Annotated in this window: 15 protein-coding genes; 6 read left to right on the top strand and 9 right to left on the bottom strand. The window is 70.0% G+C overall.

Annotated elements, in window-relative coordinates; translation table 11 throughout:
- Positions 1-26 precede the first annotated feature (26 nt).
- A complete protein-coding gene (locus tag NRY95_20710; protein UYC16076.1) occupies positions 27-659 on the bottom strand; it encodes a DUF4126 domain-containing protein in 633 nt (210 codons plus the stop codon).
- Positions 660-853: 194 nt separating this feature from the next.
- On the opposite strand from NRY95_20710, the gene NRY95_20705 reads away from it, so the two are divergent.
- The 5 genes from NRY95_20705 (at position 854) to NRY95_20685 (ending at position 4,408) form a co-directional block, all read left to right on the top strand.
- Entirely contained in the window at positions 854-1,588 is a 735-nt protein-coding gene (locus NRY95_20705) for a hypothetical protein (protein UYC16075.1), read from the top strand.
- A gap of 7 nt (positions 1,589-1,595) precedes the next feature.
- Positions 1,596-2,048 (top strand): polymer-forming cytoskeletal protein, encoded by a 453-nt coding sequence (locus NRY95_20700; protein ID UYC16074.1) that lies wholly within the window; start codon positions 1,596-1,598, stop codon positions 2,046-2,048.
- A 31-nt stretch (positions 2,049-2,079) separates the two neighbouring features.
- Positions 2,080-2,466, top strand: a complete 387-nt coding sequence (gene erpA, locus NRY95_20695) for an iron-sulfur cluster insertion protein ErpA (GenBank protein UYC16073.1) — start codon at positions 2,080-2,082, stop codon at positions 2,464-2,466.
- A gap of 48 nt (positions 2,467-2,514) precedes the next feature.
- A complete protein-coding gene (gene nudC / locus NRY95_20690) occupies positions 2,515-3,450 on the top strand; it encodes an NAD(+) diphosphatase (protein ID UYC16072.1) in 936 nt (311 codons plus the stop codon).
- Between the two features lie 61 nt (positions 3,451-3,511).
- The gene (locus NRY95_20685) at positions 3,512-4,408 is read left to right on the top strand and encodes a hypothetical protein (GenBank protein ID UYC16071.1); all 897 of its coding nucleotides are present in this window, start codon (positions 3,512-3,514) and stop codon (positions 4,406-4,408) included.
- 13 nt (positions 4,409-4,421) lie between these two features.
- Here NRY95_20685 and NRY95_20680 read toward each other — a convergent pair whose 3' ends face one another.
- The 5 genes from NRY95_20680 to NRY95_20660 all read right to left on the bottom strand — a co-directional run bounded on the left by NRY95_20680 (position 4,422) and on the right by NRY95_20660 (position 8,656).
- Positions 4,422-4,841, bottom strand: coding sequence for a DUF2752 domain-containing protein (locus tag NRY95_20680; GenBank protein ID UYC16070.1), 420 nt, complete (start codon positions 4,839-4,841; stop codon positions 4,422-4,424).
- 67 nt (positions 4,842-4,908) lie between these two features.
- Positions 4,909-5,190 (bottom strand): CD225/dispanin family protein, encoded by a 282-nt coding sequence (locus NRY95_20675; protein ID UYC16069.1) that lies wholly within the window; start codon positions 5,188-5,190, stop codon positions 4,909-4,911.
- A gap of 55 nt (positions 5,191-5,245) precedes the next feature.
- Positions 5,246-5,545 carry a CD225/dispanin family protein gene (locus NRY95_20670; protein UYC16068.1) on the bottom strand — a complete coding sequence of 100 codons (300 nt, stop codon included), beginning with the start codon at positions 5,543-5,545 and terminating at the stop codon, positions 5,246-5,248.
- A 94-nt stretch (positions 5,546-5,639) separates the two neighbouring features.
- Positions 5,640-7,562: an MFS transporter gene (locus NRY95_20665; protein UYC16067.1), complete on the bottom strand. Its 1,923-nt coding sequence runs from the start codon at positions 7,560-7,562 to the stop codon at positions 5,640-5,642.
- Between the two features lie 209 nt (positions 7,563-7,771).
- On the bottom strand, positions 7,772-8,656 hold the full coding sequence (locus NRY95_20660; GenBank protein ID UYC16066.1) for a LysR family transcriptional regulator: 885 nt from the start codon (positions 8,654-8,656) through the stop codon (positions 7,772-7,774).
- 103 nt (positions 8,657-8,759) lie between these two features.
- Between NRY95_20660 and NRY95_20655 the strand changes: the two genes are divergently transcribed.
- A complete protein-coding gene (locus tag NRY95_20655; protein ID UYC16065.1) occupies positions 8,760-9,971 on the top strand; it encodes an MFS transporter in 1,212 nt (403 codons plus the stop codon).
- Here NRY95_20655 and yccS read toward each other — a convergent pair.
- The 3 genes from yccS to NRY95_20640 form a co-directional block, all read right to left on the bottom strand.
- Complete coding sequence (gene yccS / locus NRY95_20650; GenBank protein UYC16064.1) at positions 9,916-12,204, bottom strand: YccS family putative transporter; 2,289 nt, start codon at positions 12,202-12,204, stop codon at positions 9,916-9,918. The two genes, NRY95_20655 and yccS, sit on opposite strands and share 56 nt — an antisense overlap.
- A gap of 82 nt (positions 12,205-12,286) precedes the next feature.
- Complete coding sequence (locus NRY95_20645; GenBank protein UYC16063.1) at positions 12,287-14,404, bottom strand: TonB-dependent receptor; 2,118 nt, start codon at positions 14,402-14,404, stop codon at positions 12,287-12,289.
- Between the two features lie 97 nt (positions 14,405-14,501).
- The gene (locus NRY95_20640) at positions 14,502-16,595 is read right to left on the bottom strand and encodes a TonB-dependent receptor (GenBank protein UYC16062.1); all 2,094 of its coding nucleotides are present in this window, start codon (positions 16,593-16,595) and stop codon (positions 14,502-14,504) included.
- Between the last annotated feature and the right edge of the window lie 165 nt (positions 16,596-16,760).

Here is a 16,760-nt window from a genome sequence, read left to right as displayed (position 1 = left end):
GTGCGCGCCCAATTATGCGATGAAGTTCACGAAGACAGGGAGCCTTCTCGGCTCGGCCTGGCGACGGCGGCGTCCGCGGGCGCTGCCAGCAAACGGCGGACGCCGCGCCACAGCGTGCGCCACACCCACCACACCAGCAGCGCACCCAGCACGCTCGCCCCAAGCAATACGGCCAGCGCCAGCCACGGATGCACCAGGGCCAGCGCGAGAGTGGCGAGCACCACCGAATCCTCGGTCAGCGAGGCGATCCAGTTGCTGGCCGGTTCCGGCGAGGTGTTCAGCAAGGCGCGCGAGCCGGCCTTCAGCACGTGGCTGGTGAGCGCGACGCCGGCGCCGGTGGCGAGCGCGCCGGCGCCCAGCTGGCCGTCCTGGGACAGTGTGGCCGCGGCCAGGAACGCCCCGGCCGGGATCCGGGTCAGGGTCTGCAGCAGGTCCCAGACCGAATCCACGCCGGGAATCTTGTCGGCGAAGAACTCGGCCAGCGCCAGCGCGCCGGAGGTGCCGAGCACCCACCACGACGCGGTCGCCTGCAGCGCCGGCGGCAACTCTAGCCAGCCGCACAGGCCGGCCACGCCGATCCCGAACACGGTCAGGTAGACACGGATGCCGGCCAGCCAGGCCAGCAGGATGCCGATTGCGAAGAGGTGGGCGTCGGTCATGGCAAGGCGCTCCTGCAGATGCGCGGGTGGCGGCCACTATCGGCCAAGCGTGCGGTGAAGGCCAGCATGTGCGCTGCGGCTGGGCGGCGACGCCGACGGTAACAGTCAGCGCCCATGCGTGGCTTACACTAACGGGCCGGCCTACCCTCCGCGAGGATCGACGCCGCTGCCTCCTCGGTGGCGCGGTTGTGGCGATGAACCGACCCGTACCCCGTTTCCAGATCGTGCCCAACGGCGCCGCGCCCGTGCGCGGACGCGGCCTGTGGTTGCTGCTCGCCATCGTCTGGCTGCTGTCGCTGGCGGGAACCTGGCTGCTGGCCAGCCGCCGGGCCGCGCCGCAGCTGGGCGAGGTCAGGACGCAACTGCGGCAGGCCGAAGCCAGGCTGCAGGCGCAGCAGCGGCAGATCGACACGCTCAACCAGCGCCAGGCCACCCTGGCCCGCTCCGACCAGATCAGCCGCGCCGCCAACAACGAGGTGCAGAGTTCGCTGGCCGAGCGCGACGAGGAGATCGCCGGGCTGCGCGCCGACGTGGCCTTCTACGAACGCCTGGTCGGCGCCACCAGCCAGCGCAAGGGCCTGACCGTGCATTCGGCGGAGTTCTCGGCCGAGGCCGGCGGCACCTGGCACTACAACGTGGTGCTGACCCAGAACCTCAACCGCGGCGCGATCAGCCAGGGCCAGATGCGCCTGGCGGTGGAGGGCGTGCGCGGCGGCAAGCTGACCAGCGTGGGCTGGGACGAACTGCACCAGAAGAGCGGCGTGCCCGGCCAGGACTATTCCTTCCGCTATTTCCAGCAGTTGGACGGCAGCGTGATCCTGCCCAAGGATTTCACCCCGCAGCGGGTGCGAGTATCGCTGTCCGGCGGAGGGGCGCCGGTCACCCAGAGTTTCGATTGGACACTGGCCGGCAACGGCAAAGGGGAATAGGCAGCTTATGTTCGGAAGCAAGAACGGCCGCAGCAGCGGCCAGACCGTGGTGGATACCCTGATCGGCGCGCAGGTGGTGATCCGGGGCGACCTGGTGTTCAGCGGCGGCCTGTACGTGGAAGGGCGCATCCTGGGCAAGGTGCTGGCCGAGGACGGCGCGCCGGCGACGCTGACCCTGTCCGAGCACGGCAGCATCGAGGGCGAGGTGCGCGCGCCGATCGTGATCATCAACGGCCAGCTGACCGGCGACGTGCATGCCGCCGAGCGCGTGGAACTGGCGCCGAAGGCGCGGGTGCAGGGCAACGTGCACTACCAGGTGGTGGAGATGAACGCCGGTGCGCAGCTGACCGGGCGGCTGATCCATGCCGGCAGCATGGCCGCGCTGGCGCCGCCGGAGCGCGTGCACGAAGAACCGCAGGCCGAGCCGGCGCAGCGCGCGCTGACCGCGGCGGATGCTTGATTCGGCTCCCGGCCGCCCCCATCCTGCCGCAATGAGTACTCTCGTTTCCCTGCCCAGTGCCGCGCCCGCGCCCGACTACCAGTCGCTGGAGCGGCCGCTGAACTTCACCCAGGCCGCCGCGGCCAAGGTGCGCGAGCTGATCCGCGAGGAAGGCAACGACGCGCTGGCGTTGCGCGTGTACATCCAGGGCGGCGGCTGTTCCGGGTTCCAGTACGGCTTCGAGTTCGACGAGAACCGCGCCGAGGACGACCTGTCGGTGCGCACCGACGAGGTCACCCTGCTGGTCGACCCGCTGAGCCTGCAGTACCTGATGGGCGCGGAAGTGGATTACAGCGAAGGCCTGCATGGCGCGCAGTTCGTGATCCGCAATCCCAACGCCAAGACCACCTGCGGCTGCGGCAGCAGCTTCAGCGTGTAGACACGCTGCGGCTTGCCGGATGCGCGGTTTGCCTGCACCCTGCGCCGCATGCCCGACCTGACGCCTGTTTCCTTCGCGTTCGCCGACGCGGTCGTCGACCGCGCCGACTCGCTGCGCAACGATCCCGAAGCCCTGCGCCGCGCCTGGCCCGCCGCGCGCCTGCTGCTGCTCGATGCCGATGGCAATGCCTACGCCGATGCGCACGGCCAGCCGCTGGCGCTGACCGGCGCGGCGCTGGGCGACGTGGTCGAGCAGGCGATCTTTCTCGGCCTGCGCGATGGCGATGCCTGGTTCGCGGTGGGGGCGGGCATGCGCGACGCCGACATCGATCCGCCGCAGCGCATGGACCTGCGCCGCGCCGCGGCCGAGTGGCCGGCGCTCGCCTCGGGCCTGTTCGCCTATGCCCGCGGCATGCTGCACTGGCAGTCGCGCACGCGCTTCTGCGGCGTCTGCGGCGGCGCCATTGCGTTTCGCCGCGGCGGCTTTCTCGGTGTGTGCACGCAATGCGCCAGCGAACACTATCCGCGCGTGGATCCGGCGGTGATCGTGGCGGTCAGCGACGGTGCGCGGCTGCTGCTGGGGCGCCAGGCGAGCTGGCCGGCGCGGCGCTATTCGGTGATCGCCGGCTTCGTCGAGCCGGGCGAGTCGCTGGAGCAGACCGTGGCGCGCGAGGTGGCCGAGGAGACCCAGGTGCGGGTCCGGCCTGGCAGCTGCCGCTATTACGGCGCGCAGCCCTGGCCGTTCCCCGGCGCGCTGATGCTCGGCTTCCGCGCCTTGGCCGAACCCGACGCGCCGCAGGTAGATGGCGAGCTGGAGGATGCGCGCTGGTTCGAACGCGACGAGATCGGCGCCGCCCTGCAGCGCGCCGCGGCGCAGGGCGACAGCGCCGACGACGGGCACGGCCTGCGCCTGCCACCGCGGATCTCCATCGCGCGCGCGCTGGTCGAGGACTGGTACCGCCGCGGCGGCGACCACGACGCCTAGCCGCACTGCCGTGCCGGCGCCCGCCGCGGCACACGCTTCAGAACGGTCCCGGAGGACCTGCATGTTCACTACCCTCGTCGCTGTGATCGTTGCCCTGGTGCTGGGCCATGTCGCGCCCGGCATGGTGGCCTCGCTGCGCCGCTTCGATGCCTATGGCGACTGGCTGTCGTGGCTGGATGCGCACGCCGGCGAAGGCAGCGGCTGGCGCGGCCGCTACGGCATCGCGCTGGCGTTGCTGCCGGCCTTGCTGCTGGTGGGCCTGCTGCAGTGGCTGCTCGCCGCGCCGCACCTGGGCCTGCTGGCGCTGCTGTTCGGCGTGCTGGTGCTGGCCTTCAGCTGGGGGCCGCGCGACCTGGATACCGACGTGGAAGCGGTGATCGAGGCCGACGACGTCGCCGCGCGGCGCGTGGCGGTCGCGCAGCTGCAGGCCGATGGCGGACCGCCGCGCGAGGATCCGGCGGGACTGGTGGAGGCGGTGGCGGTCAGCGCGTTGCGGCGCTGGTTCGCGGTGCTGTTCTGGTTCCTGCTGCTGGGGCCGTTCGGCGCGCTCGGCTATCGCCTGCTGGCGCTGGCCGCGGTCGGCCCGTATGCGCCTCGGCTGCCGCTGGCCACCGCACTCGGTGCGCGCACCGTGCTGGCCGCGATGGAATGGCCGGTGGCGCAGCTGATGACCTTCTCGCTGGCGCTGGTCGGCAACTTCGAGACCGTGTTCGGCGCCTGGCGCGCGGCCGGCGGCAATCGCTGGCAGCTGGACAGCGGCTTCCTCGGCCCGGTGGCCTGCGCCAGCGTGCGCGGCGAACTCGACGAAGAGGCGCACGACTACAGCGATGCCGGCATGGTGGTGCCGGTGCTGCGGCGCTTGCCGGAATTGCGCGATGCGATGAGCCAGATCTGGCGGGTGCTGCTGCTGTGGCTGGTGGTGCTGGCGCTGCTGGTGATCGCCGGCTGGGTCAGCTGAGGCGTGCGTCGCGCTAGCCCGGCGCCAGCAGCGTGAACGGGTACCACGGCAGGTTGCGCAGCACGGCGTAGCCGAGCAGCAGCCACAGCCACAGGCGCGGGTCGGCGAGGATCTTCAGCAGCGGCGCCAGCGGGCGCATGCGCAGTCCGGCGGCATTGAGCGCCATGATCGCCAGCAGCGGCAACGCCACCACCAGCAAGGGATTGCTCGCCAGCGCGTGGGCCAGGTCCAGGTGCACCAGCGCGTGCAGGCAGCGGGTGCTGCCGCAGCCTGGGCAGTACAGGCCGGTGAGGGCGTAGAACGGGCAGGCCGGCAACGGATTGCCCGGCACGTTGGGATCGACCCGGCGCAGCACCAGCGTGGCCGCCACGGCGGCGCCGCTCATCGCGGCCAGCGGCAACCAGCGGGGCAGGGAGCGTCCGCGCAGGAGCATGGTGTGCGGAATCGGAGGCGATCAGCGCGGGCCGCCGCTGCGCGCGGCAGCGGCGGCCCCGGTTCGATCAGTACGACGAGGACTGCTGCATCATGCCCAGGCCGCCCAGGGCGAAGATGAAGATCAGGTACAGCACGACCAGCACCACCCAGGCGATGGCCGAGTAGATCGCCCACTTCTTGGCCTTGTCGGCCGATTCGCGGGCGCCGGCGACGTCGCCGGCGGCGAGCTTGGTGTTGACCTGGGCGGCGAACACGATCGAAACGATGCCCAGCGGCAGGCAGCAGAACAGCGTGCTCAGGATCGCCCAGACCAGATTGTTGGACACTTGCGGTGCGGTGGTATTCATCCGTGTTACTCCGGTTGCGTGGTGGAACGAAGAAAAAACGAGAAAGCGGGCGGACTCACTGCCCCAGCGCGCTGCTGAGGATCGCGATGCCGCCGAACAGCAGGAACCACAGCCCGAGCAGGATCGGCGCGGCGAGCGCGGACCACATCGCCCACAGGCCGGCCTTGCGCGAGGCCTCGCGTGCGCCGGCCACGTCGCCGGCGGCGCGCTTGCCGTCCACCTGCGAGGCATAGACGATCGACACCACGCCCAGCGGCAGGCAGCAGAACAGCGTGGACAGGATCGCCCACACCAGATTGTTGGGGACGTAGATGCCCGCGCCGTTGGGCGGTGGTGGCGGCAATGCCTGACTCAACTGATCGACCCCTGCAATGGACGCCGCTGCAGTACGCAGGCGTCTCCCCGGCGCCTAATCTACCCGAAGCGGCGTTTCCAGGCACCTTGCAGGTTCATGCGGCATCCCCGCGCAGCTGCCGCACCTGCGTTTCCAGCAGCTCGGCGCTGGCCTCGGCGGCCGCCACCGGCGCGCCGGCGATCACCTCCACGTGCGCGCGGAAGCGCCGCGGCACGCGCATGCGCCGCAGCCGCGAATCGCGCTTGCTCCACATGCTGGTCCACATGTTGCGCAGCGCCATTGGCACGACCGGCACCGCGCGGCGCTCGAGGATCTTCTCCACGCCGGACTTGAACTTGGCGATGTCCCCGTCCTTGGTCAGCGCGCCCTCGGGGAAGATGCACACCAGTTCGCCCTCGGCCAGCGCCGCGTCGATGGCGTCGAACGCGCGCTGCATCAGCGCCGGGTCCTCGCGCGCGCCGGCGATCGGGATCGCCTTGGCGGTGCGGAAGATCCAGCGCATCACCGGGATGTTGAAGATGCGGTAATACATGACGAAACGCACCGGACGCGGGATCGACGCGGCCAGCACCAGCGCGTCCATGTAGCTGACGTGGTTGCACACGATCAGCGCCGCACCCTCGTCGGGCACGTGCCGCTCGATGCCGTGCAGGCGCAGCCGGTACAGCGCGCGCACCATCACCCAGCTGAGGAAGCGCATCAGGAATTCGGGGACGATGCTGAAGATCCAGATCGCCACCACCGCGTTGGCGATGGCCAGCGCCAGGAACACCTGCGGGATGCTCAGCCTGGGCATCGGCACACGCACGCCGAACAACGCCAGCTGTTTCATCTGCAGCGCGATGCCGACCATCGCGGCGATGACGATGAACATCGAGTTCTGGATGTTGAGCCCGGCGATGACCCGCGACAGTTCCGCCTTGGGCGTGCGGCTCTGGATCAGCGCGAACAGCGGCACCACGAACAGGCCGGTGCACAGGCCGATGCCGACCAGGTCGAGCATGATCCGCCAGCTGCCGGCCTGGTGCACGAACTGGCCGATGCCCAGCCCGGCCTGCAGCGCGCCGCCAGGGCGGGCGAAGTACAGGTCGAGCATGAATGCGCTGATGCCGAACGCGCCCAGCGGCACCAGGCCGATTTCCACGGTACGCCCGGACAGCTTCTCGCACAGCAGCGAGCCGGTGCCGGTGCCGATCGAGAACAGCGCCAGCGCGAAGATGTACAGGTCCTGCGCGCCGCCGAGGTTGAGTTCGGCGTAGGTCGGCAGCTGCGCGGTCAGCACCGTGCCGATGAACCAGAACCAGGACACGCCGAGCACCGCGTTGCGCACCGCCAGCTGGCGCCGGGTCAGGCGCATGATCGCCAGCGACTCGGGCAGCGGATTCCAGTTGATCTTCAGCTCCGGCGCGCCGGCATCGACCTTGGGAATGAGCCGCGCGACCAGGTTGCCGGTGACCGCCAGCGCGATCACCGCGGTGGCCGCGGCGACCGGGCCGTGGCTGCCGGCGATCTGGAAGATCAGCCCGCCCAGGATCATGCCGCACAGGATCGAGATCGAGGTGCCCATCTCGACCAGGCCGTTGCCGCCGGTCAGTTCTTCCGGCTTCAACACCGACGGCAGGATCGAGTATTTGACCGGGCCGAACAGGGTCGATTGCAGGCCGGTGCAGAACAGCGCGACCAGCAGCACGGCCATGTTCTCGGTCAGGAAGCCGACCGCGGCCAGCGACATGATCGCGATCTCCATCGTGGTGGTGATGACCACCAGCCGCGATTTCTCCAGCTTCTCGGCGATCTGCCCGGCCAATGCGGAGAACAGGAAGTACGGCAGGATGAACAGCGCCGGCGCCAGGTTGGTGTACAGCGTGCGCTGCTCGGGGGTGACGCCCAGATAGAACAGCAGGCCGATGATCGCCTGCCGGTAGACGTTGTCGTTGAACGCGCCCAGCCCCTGGACCACGAAGAACGGCAGGAAGCGGCGCTGTTTCAGCAGGGCGAACTGGCTATGGCCGGACATGCAGGCTCCTTTGCGAACCGGCGCAGCCTAGCAGGTTCGTTGCGGGAGGGAGGCGGTGCCGCGGAGCAGGGCGTGCCGCGATGCGACCTGTGTCGGCGGTGGCGTCTGCGGGGGTGTACGCGTGCTGCCGCTTTTGCGGGCGGGGCCATGATGTTGTGCTCCGTTCGTCGCGGCTGAAGCCGCTGCTACAGAGGGTGCGACGGGCGCGGCTAGCCGGTTTCGCCGGCGTCCGCCTGCCGCAGCAGCGCGATCAGCGCGCGTGCGGCCGGAGTCGGGTCCGCGCGCCAGGTAGCGTAGGTCAGGAAACGGAAGCGCTCGCGCAGCGCGATCACCGCCACGCCGTGCATCGCCGCGGCCATGGTCTGCGGCACGATCGCCAGGCCCAGGTCCTCGACCACCAGCTGCCGCTGCAGGTCGGCATGGGTGACCTCGTATTGCAGCCGCTGGCGCAGGCCGGCCTCGGCGAAGGCGCGGTCGATGATGCCGCGCACGCCGGCGCCGGCGATCAGCCCGGCCATCGGCGCGTCCTCCAGTTCGTGCAGGGACACCTCGGCGCGCGCGGCGAAGCGGTTGCCGGGCGCGGCGATCAGCGCCAGCGGCTCCTCGTGCAGCAGCAGGCGCTGCTCGGTCAGGACGATGTGCGGGCCGACCCCGACCAGGGCCACGTCCAACCGGCCTTCGCCCAGCTCGAGCAGCAGCGCATCGCTCATGCCGGTGCGCAGGTGCACGTCCACCGCGCTGTGCGCTTCGCGGAAGCGGCGCAGCAGGGCCGGTACCTGCACCGTGGTCAGCGAGGAGATCTGGCCGATGTGCAGGCGCCCGCGTACGGTGCCCAGCGCCTGCGCCATCTCTTCGTGCAGGCGCTCGGCCGCGCGCAGGGTGGCGCGGGCGTTGTGCAGGAACACCTCGCCGGCGGCGGTCGGCCGCACCTGCCGCGCGCCGCGCTCGAACAGCCGCGCGCCCAGCGCCTCCTCGATCTTGGCGATCTGGTGGCTCAGTGCCGACTGCACCGTGTGGCAACGCCGCGCGGCGGCGGTGAAGCTGCCTTCCTCGGCCACGGCGACGGCGAACTCGAGTTGGCGCAGGGTCAGCATGGCATCTGGAAAGGAGATGGGTCGATTGAAAACAATACATTGGAAAGATCGATGGTGCTTGCCCAGACTGGCGCCATTCCTTCCGCACCCTTGGATTCGGCTCATGGACACGACCCCGCACCCCCCATTGCATCGCGGCCTGGTGCTGCTGATGGCCGCCGCCACCGGCCTGGCGGTGGCCAGCAACTACTACGCGCAGCCGCTGCTGGAAGTGCTGGCGCAGACCTTCGCGATCGACGTGCGCAGCGCCGGCGCGGTAGTCACCACCGCGCAGCTGGCCTACGCCGCCGGCTTGCTGTTGCTGGTGCCGCTGGGCGACCGCTTCGAGCGCCGCAGCCTGATCGTCGGGCTGTACGCGCTCAGTGCGGTGGGCCTGCTGATCAGCGCCGCCTCGACCAGCTTCGCGCTGCTGCTGCTCGGCACCCTGGTTACCGGACTCAGTTCGGTGGCCGCGCAGATCCTGGTGCCGTTCGCCGCCACCCTGGCCGCGCCGCACGAACGCGGGCGTGTGGTCGGCACGGTGATGAGCGGGCTGCTGCTCGGCATCCTGCTGGCGCGCACCGTGTCCGGGCTGCTGGCCGGCGTCGGCGGCTGGCATACAGTGTACTGGGTGGCCGCGGCGCTGATCCTGCTGGTGGCGGCGCTGCTGTGGCGCGCGCTGCCGCGGCATCCGGGCAATCCGCGGTTGTCGTATCCGCACCTGATCGGTTCGGTGCTGGCGCTGCTGCGCGACGAGCCGGTGCTGCGCTCGCGCGCCATCCTGGGCGGGCTGATCTTCGCCGGCTTCAGCATGTTCTGGACCACGCTGGCGTTCCTGCTGTCCGGGCCGAGCTATGGCTACGGCACCGCGACGATCGGCCTGTTCGGCCTGATCGGCGCCGCCGGCGCGTTCGCCGCCAACCTGTCGGGCAAGCTCTCCGACCGCGGCGCCGGGCACTGGGTGGGCTGGGGCGGGCTGGCGATGCTGCTGCTGTCGTGGTTGCTGCTGGCCGCCGCGCCGCATTCGCTGTGGCTGCTGATCGCCGGCGTGCTGTTGCTGGACGTGGCGGTGCAGGGCGTGCACATCGGCAACCAGCACGTGATCTACCAACTGGATCCGAAGGCGCGCAACCGCATCACCTCGGCCTACGTCACCTGCTACTTCATCGGCGGCGCGATCGGTTCCAGCCTCGGCACCGCCGCCTACGCCTACGCCGGTTGGCGCGGGGTGGTGGTCGGCGGCGCGGCGCTGGCGGTGGCGGCGCTGCTGTGGATGGGGATCAGCGTGCGGCCGGCACGGCCGCCGGCGGCGCTGGCGCCGCTGCCGGAGCGGTGACCGCATGCGCGGCGGCGCGCAGCTTGGGCAGCAGGCGCAGGGTCAGCGCCAGCTGGTTGCGCACCAGCCGCCGCTTGGCCTCGTCGATCCCGTCCTCGTGTTCCAGCGCATCGGCCATGCCCAGCTCGGCCGATTCGTCGGCCGGCGGTAGCGCCTGGCGCTGCGCCAGCGCGTCGGCGATCGCGCCCAGGGTGTCCTGCAGGTAACCGCCGGCGCGGTCGATGGCCGGATCGGCCTCGCCGGCCAGCGCGGCGCGGTGCGCGCCCAGCGCCGACAGATAGCCGAGCAAGGTGTTGGACAGCGCCAGGAAACGGAAGCCCGCATCCAGGTTGCGGCGGTAACGGCCGGGCTCGCGCAGCATGTTGGACAAGGCCACCGACAGCGCGGCATCGGCGTTGTGCATGTCGCGCCGGGCGATGCGGTAGGGCAGGTCGTCGCGCATGCCGCTGCGGTACTGCTCCAGCACCTGCGCCAGGTAGCGCGCGCAGCTGGCCAGCACCGTCGCCATCACCTGGTTCAGGCGCCGGCCCTGCCAGTCGGGCAGGATCAGGAACGAGGCCGCCGCGGCGATCGCGCAGCCGATCAGCGTATCCACCAGGCGCGGCCAGATCAGCACGAAGCCGTCGCCGAGCAGGTTGAAGCAGAACAGCGCCATCACCGTGATCGCGGCGGTGGCCAGCATGTAACGGTCGGTACGGGTGACGAAGAACAGCAGCGCGCCGAACAGCGCGAACAGCAGTTGCAGTTCGGTACCGGGGAACAGCTGCATCAGCGTCCAGGTCGCGACCAGGCCGATCAGCGTGCCGGCGATGCGCTGCGCCAGGCGCAGCCGGGTGGCGCCGTAGTTGGGCCGGCACACGAAGGCGGTGGTGAGCAGGATCCAGTAGCCGTTGCTGGCGTGGATGGACTGCATGATGGCGTAGCCGACCACCAGCGCGATCGCCATGCGCAGCCCGTGCCGGAACAGCACCGAACCGGGAGTGAGCTGCTGGCCGACGCGCACCAGCATCTCGCGCAAGGTGTGCGGCGAGGAGTCGCGCAGGCGGGTGTCGAGGGTGTCGCTGGTGGTGTCCGATTGCGCGGCCTCGGACAGCCGCCGCTCGATGCTCTGCAGGTTGGTGACCAGCAGTTCCAGCGAGCCGAGCAGCCGCGCCTGGCGCGGATCGGCCTGGGCATGCAGGAAGTCCAGCGACTGGCGCAGGTCGGTGGTGGCCTGCTGGGTCTGCTCGCCGTATTCGAACGGCTGGCGCAGCCGGATCGCTTCGCCCAGCGCGGCGCAGGCCTTGCCCTGCAGGGCCAGCAGGCGCTGGCAGCGGTACAGCACGTCGCTGTGGAAGAACGCGTCGGTCAGCGCCTCGTAGGGATAGTGCGAGGAGCTGGCGCGTTCGTGGAAATCCTGCGCCATGTAGTACAGGCGGAAGTACAGGCCGGACTGCACGCCGGGCCGGCCGGAGCGGCCGAAGCGGCTCATGATCGCGGTCTTGGCCGCGTTCAGCGCCGCCACGACCTGCGCGTTCTGTTCGGCCAGCGCCAGCCGCCGCGCATGCAGGTCGCTCTGCCGCACCGGTTCGAACAGCGCGGCCTTGAGCCGCAGGTAGCGGCCGAGTTCGAAGAACAGCCGCGACAGCCGCTCGCGCACCGGGCGGTTGGCGAACAGGAGCGTCCACAGGATCGACAGCAGCCCGTACCAGGCGGCACCGAGCATCAACAGGCCGATGCCGTGCCAGGCGCTGCCGCCGACGTGGCCGGAACGGCCGCCATGGTCGATGCCGATCATCGCGTAGATCGCCAGCGCCACCGTGGCCTGGGCGATGGAGGCGTAGCGTTCGCCGAGCGCGCCGAGCAGGGTCAGGGCGAAGGTGGACAGCGCCATGCCGGCGACGAACGCCAGCGGATACGGGAACAGCAGCACCACCGCGGCCGCGGCGGCGGCGAAGCACAGCAGCGACAGCAGCACCGACTTGATCCGGCCCAGCCAGTTGTCGTCGGTCTCGGCGATGGCGCTGGCGATGGCGCCGAGGAAGATCGCCGGCAGCGCGGTCAGTTGCTGCTGCTGCCAGCACACGCCCATCGCCACGCCCAGGGCGATGAACACGCGCAGCCCGTAGCTGGCCTTTTCGTGGGCCCACAGGCGGCTGAGGCGGGTTTCGATCGAGGATTTCGGCACGGCGACACGATAACGCAACGCTGGCCGCGATGATGCTTGCCGACGCCGAAGTGGGTCGGCGAGCATCGGCGCTGCGGACGCGGTGCGGCCGTCGCCGCTGTCCTGCGGCCGTCGCTGCGCCCTGCCGCGGCAAGGCGCAGCGCGGCGCTCAAAGTTCGAACGTGGCGCTCAGCGACCAGGTGCGCGGCTGGCCGTAGCCGTTGCCGTCGTTGCTCCAGTAGCGGCGGTCGGTGAGGTTGGTGAGTTCGCCGCGCAGCGTCAGCGGCGTGGCGCCCCAGTGCGTGCGATAGCCGAGGCCGGCATCGAGCAGGGTGAAGGACGGCAGCTTCAGGTCGTACAGGTCGTTCCACATCGACGCGCCGTAGGGCTGCGAGCCGTAGTGCTTGGCCGCGGCGTGCACGCTCAGCCCTGGCACGGCGTCGAATGCGTACGCCGTGTCGAGCGTGGCCTGGAACCTGGCCACGCCGGCGGGGGTGCGGCCGACCGCGGCGGCCTCGTTGCGCAGGTATTCGGCGTCGACCCAGGTCGCGCCGGCGCCGATGCGCCAGTTCGGCGTGGCCTGCACATGGCCGCTGAGGTCGAATCCCTGGTAGCGCACCTCGCCGTCCTGCACGTAGTAGTTGGCGGCATTGCCGTATTCGGCGCCGCGCTCGATGCGGAACCAGGCCGCATCCAGCGCCCAGCGCGCACGCTCCAGCTTGTAGCCCAGCTCGTACTGCTTGCTTTCCAGCGGCGGCAGCAACGTGTTGCGGTTCTCGTAGAGCTGGCCGACGGTGCTGCCCTGCTCCAGCGATTCGACGTAGCTGGCGTACACGGTCTGGTCTTCGCGCGGCTTGAACAGCAGCGCCACGGTCGGGGTGTTGACCGATTTCTGGTAGCGGGCGGTGTGCGTGCCGTCCACGTCCCAGCTGTTCTGTTCGTAGCGGGTGTGGCGCAGGCCCAGCAGCAGCGACCAGTGCGCGCCGACGCTGAGCGTGTCGCTGGCGAACAGCGCGTTCTGCTCGACCCGGTCGCTGCGGTAGGTGTCGCGCGAATGGGTGCTGTGATAGCTGAGCGCGCTGTCCTGGTACAGGTTGGAGGTACCCAGCTGGTACCACAGGTTCTGCTTGGCCCAGCCGCTGTCGGCCTGTTGCCAGCTCGCGCCGGCGACCAGCTGGTGGTCGATCGGGCCGGTGCTGAAGCGGCCTTCGAGCAGGCCCTGCGCCAGGTAGTTCTCGGCGAGGTTGCCCAGGTCGTAGATATACGTGTCGGTGTCGCCCTCGCGGTTGAGCACGTAGTCCCAGATCTTGTTGATCGAACTGCGGAACTTGCTGTAGCTCAGGTCCAGGCGCGCGTTCCAGGCGTTGTCGATCCGCCAGCGCAGGCCGGTCATCGCCGACTGCATCTCGGTGTTGAAGAAGGTGTCGCGGATAGCGCGGTCGCGGCGCGGGTCCAGGCGGCGCGGCAGCGCGCTGTCGCCGTAGCCGTAGAAGGTGATGGTCGGCGCTTCGTTCTCCAGCTTGCGGTCCTGGTAGAGCAGGTCGGCGGTCCAGGTGAGGTCGTCGCTCAGGCGCGCATCCAGCCCCAGCGAGGCCAGCGTGCGCTCGACATGGGTGTCGTTGTAGGTATCGCCCTGTTCGCGCAGCAGGTTGAGGCGGTAGCCGAAGCGGTCGTCCGCGCCGAAGCGGCGGCCGTTGTCGAGCTGCGCGCTGTACACGCCGCCGTCGCGGTAGCCCACGCTCAGGTCCAGCAGCGGGGTGTCGGTGGGCTTCTTGGTGATGTAGTTGACGATGCCGCCGGGGGCGCCGAAGCCGTACATGAAGCCGCTGGCGCCCTTGAGCAGTTGCACTTGCTGCATGGTCTCGCTCGGCCACTCGGCGCCGTAGGTGTACAGCGGCATGCCGTTGAGCTTGTAGCCGTTGCTGTAGCTGACCGGCAGGCCGCGCACCTGGATGGTGGTGTACCAGCTGCTGTTGTAGGCGCCGACGTTGCCGGAGACCGACGGATCGGTCATGAACATCTGCGCCAGCGAGTTGACCTGGCGCTCCTGCAGGGCGTCGGCATCGATGCGGGTGATCGAGAACGGGGTATCGCGCGCGGGCCGTTCGCCCAGGGCGCCGGCTGGCGCCTCGGCGCGCTCGGCGTTGACCCGGACCGCGTCCAGCTCCGTGGCCTTGCGTTCGGCGGGGTCGGCGTCGGTCTCGGCCGCTGCGGCATGGGAGGATGCGCAGAGCGCGGCCACCAGCGCGAGCGGCAACAGGGAATGGCGTGGGAGGCGGGTGGACATGACGGGTTCCGTTGGTCGGGGAAGAGGGCGTCGTGCCTTGCCGCTGGGGCTGGGTGGACGAAAGGCGCGGCGGCCGCTGCGCAGGCCGCCGCGCGGTTCACAGGTCGAACTGCACGCTCAGTGCATAGGTGCGCGGTGCGCCGACGCTGTTGGTGATCCAGTACTTGCGGTCGGTGAGGTTGTCGATGCTGGCGCGCCAGGTGAGCGGGTGCCCGTGCAGGTGCATGCGATAGCCGGCGCCGAGATTGGCCAGCGTGTAGTCCGGCAGCTTCAGCGTGTTGGCGGTGTCGTACCAGACGTCGCCGAAGTAGCGCAGCGCGGCGTAGACGCTGAGTCCATCGATGCCGGGGAACGCGTAGTCCACGTGCGCCACGCCTTGCCAGCGCGCCGCGAAGCTGACCCGGTGGCCCTGGTCGGCGGCGTTGTCCGGCGACAGCTTGTCGTAGCGCGGATCCAGCCAGGTGGCGCCGCCGCCGATGCTCAGTTGCTCGGTGAGGCGGTAGTCGCCGCTCAGTTCGATGCCGTCGTACAGGGTGACGCCGTCCTGTTCCAGGTACTTGCCGGTGGCGGTGATGCGGTCGATGCTGGCGCCGCGCTCCAGCCGGAACGCGGCCGCGTTGGCGTTCCAGCGCGGGTAGGCGAGCTTGGCGCCGATCTCGTACTGCTTGCTGATGGTGGGGTCGAGCACCTGGCCGGCGTTGAGGTAGTCGTCGCCGACGCGGCCGCCGGCTTCCAGCGACTCGATGTAGCTGGCATACAGCGTCACTGCGTCGACCGGCTTGTACATCAGCGCATAGGTCGGCGTCACCGGATAGGTGTGGTACGTGCCGACCTGTTCGTAGTCGTTGTAGCGCCAGCCGGCCAGCAGCGACCAGCCCGGCGCGAAGGCGACGGTGTCGCTGACGAACAGCGCCTTCTGCAGCGTCTCGCTGCTGCGGGTCATCACCCGCGAGGCGCTGCTGTAGTGGGTCAGGCCCTGCCAGTCGTAGAGGTTGCCGCGGCCGATGGTCTGCCACACGTAGGGGCGGTCCCAGCCGGTGGCGTCCTGGCGCGAGACGCCGGCCACCAGTTGGTGGCGCAGCGGCCCGGTGGCGAAGCGGCCCTGCAGCATCAGCTGCACCAGCTTCCACTCGCTCCTGCCGCCCAGCTCGTAGGCGTTGACGGCGTAGTCGCCGTTGCCGTCGTCGATGTAGGCGAAGATCTTGTTGACGTCGTTCCACGAGGTGGTGACGCCGTAGTTCAGGCTGGCCTTCCAGCCGTCGGCGAAGCGCCATTCCAGCCCGGTCGACAGCAGGCGCGAGCGGGTGTCGTAGTACGAACCGGTCACCGAGCGGTCGACGTCGCCGCCGATCGCGCGCGGCACCGCGCTCAGGCCGATGAAGTAGTACTGCGGCGCTTCCTCGGACAGCTTGCGGCTCTGGTAGACCAGGTCGGCGCTCCAGGTGAGGCGATCGCTCAGGCGCGCGTCCAGCGCGGCCGAGACGACCTTGCGGTCGACCTCGCCGCCGTTGTAGGTCTCGCCTTTCTCGCGGAAGACGTTGAGGCGGTAGCCGAACATGTCCTGGTTGCCGAAGCGCCCGCCCGCGTCGAGCTGGGCGCTGGCGACCGCATCCGAGCGCCAGCCGAGCCTGGCCGACAGCGTGGTGTCGTCTGTCGGTTTCTTGGTCAGGTAGTTGACCAGGCCGCCGGGCTGGCCGAAGCCGTACAGGAACCCGGCCGGGCCCTTCAGCAGCTCCACCTGCTCCATCGCTTCCAGCGGCCATTCGCTGCCCCAGGACGACACCTGCAGGCCGTTGACGCGGTAGCTGTCGTAGCTCAGGCCGAGGCCGCGGTTGATGATCGGCGAGCTCCAGCCGCTGGAATAGGCGCCGACCTGGGTGACCACCGACGGATCGTTGAAGAAGGCATCGCCCAGCGACACCACCTGGCGCTTGTCGAGGTCGTCGCGGTCCAGCACCTGGATCGCGAACGGCGTGTCCTGCACGTTGCGTTCGCCCAGCGCCCCGGCGTTGGCGTGCACGCGTGCCGCGGTCACGCTGACCGCGTCCAGTTCGGTGGCCTGGTCGGTATCGGCGGCCTCTGCGTAGGCGTTGCAGGCCAGCAGCAGCGCGGCGGCGAGCGCGGCCAGGCGCACGCCGCGATGGAAGCGGCGGGGTGGAACGTGCGCGCGGTGCACGGACGGACAAGACATCGGCAGCATCCTTTTCTGCGGGCAGCAGCGTGCCGCCCGCGATCGGCGAAAGCGGTGGAACAGGAGGGGATGGCTGACCGCTGGATGTCCCGGAGGCGGGAGACGGCTCCGTCGATGCGGAGCCGCGCGCTGGCTAATGCGAATTGTTCTCTTTTGTGAAGCCCA

It is taken from the genome of Xanthomonas campestris pv. phormiicola (assembly GCA_025666215.1).
Taxonomy (GTDB): Bacteria; Pseudomonadota; Gammaproteobacteria; order Xanthomonadales; family Xanthomonadaceae; genus Xanthomonas_A; species Xanthomonas_A campestris_A.
Note: the sequence above shows the minus strand (reverse complement) of the source record. Positions and strands in the feature narration are given on the sequence as shown.

What these genes read in the sequence shown, in the direction of transcription:
- NRY95_20675 (UYC16069.1), bottom strand. Translation starts at nt 5,190, where the DNA reads ATGAATACCACCGCACCGCAAGTGTCCAACAATCTGGTCTGGGCGATC.
- NRY95_20645 (UYC16063.1), bottom strand. Translation starts at nt 14,404, where the DNA reads ATGTCCACCCGCCTCCCACGCCATTCCCTGTTGCCGCTCGCGCTGGTG.
- NRY95_20710 (UYC16076.1), bottom strand. Translation starts at nt 659, where the DNA reads ATGACCGACGCCCACCTCTTCGCAATCGGCATCCTGCTGGCCTGGCTG.
- NRY95_20660 (UYC16066.1), bottom strand. Translation starts at nt 8,656, where the DNA reads ATGCTGACCCTGCGCCAACTCGAGTTCGCCGTCGCCGTGGCCGAGGAA.
- erpA (UYC16073.1), top strand. Translation starts at nt 2,080, where the DNA reads ATGAGTACTCTCGTTTCCCTGCCCAGTGCCGCGCCCGCGCCCGACTAC.
- NRY95_20685 (UYC16071.1), top strand. Translation starts at nt 3,512, where the DNA reads ATGTTCACTACCCTCGTCGCTGTGATCGTTGCCCTGGTGCTGGGCCAT.
- nudC (UYC16072.1), top strand. Translation starts at nt 2,515, where the DNA reads ATGCCCGACCTGACGCCTGTTTCCTTCGCGTTCGCCGACGCGGTCGTC.
- NRY95_20700 (UYC16074.1), top strand. Translation starts at nt 1,596, where the DNA reads ATGTTCGGAAGCAAGAACGGCCGCAGCAGCGGCCAGACCGTGGTGGAT.
- NRY95_20680 (UYC16070.1), bottom strand. Translation starts at nt 4,841, where the DNA reads ATGCTCCTGCGCGGACGCTCCCTGCCCCGCTGGTTGCCGCTGGCCGCG.
- NRY95_20665 (UYC16067.1), bottom strand. Translation starts at nt 7,562, where the DNA reads ATGTCCGGCCATAGCCAGTTCGCCCTGCTGAAACAGCGCCGCTTCCTG.
- yccS (UYC16064.1), bottom strand. Translation starts at nt 12,204, where the DNA reads ATGCTCGCCGACCCACTTCGGCGTCGGCAAGCATCATCGCGGCCAGCG.
- NRY95_20640 (UYC16062.1), bottom strand. Translation starts at nt 16,595, where the DNA reads ATGTCTTGTCCGTCCGTGCACCGCGCGCACGTTCCACCCCGCCGCTTC.
- NRY95_20705 (UYC16075.1), top strand. Translation starts at nt 854, where the DNA reads ATGAACCGACCCGTACCCCGTTTCCAGATCGTGCCCAACGGCGCCGCG.
- NRY95_20655 (UYC16065.1), top strand. Translation starts at nt 8,760, where the DNA reads ATGGACACGACCCCGCACCCCCCATTGCATCGCGGCCTGGTGCTGCTG.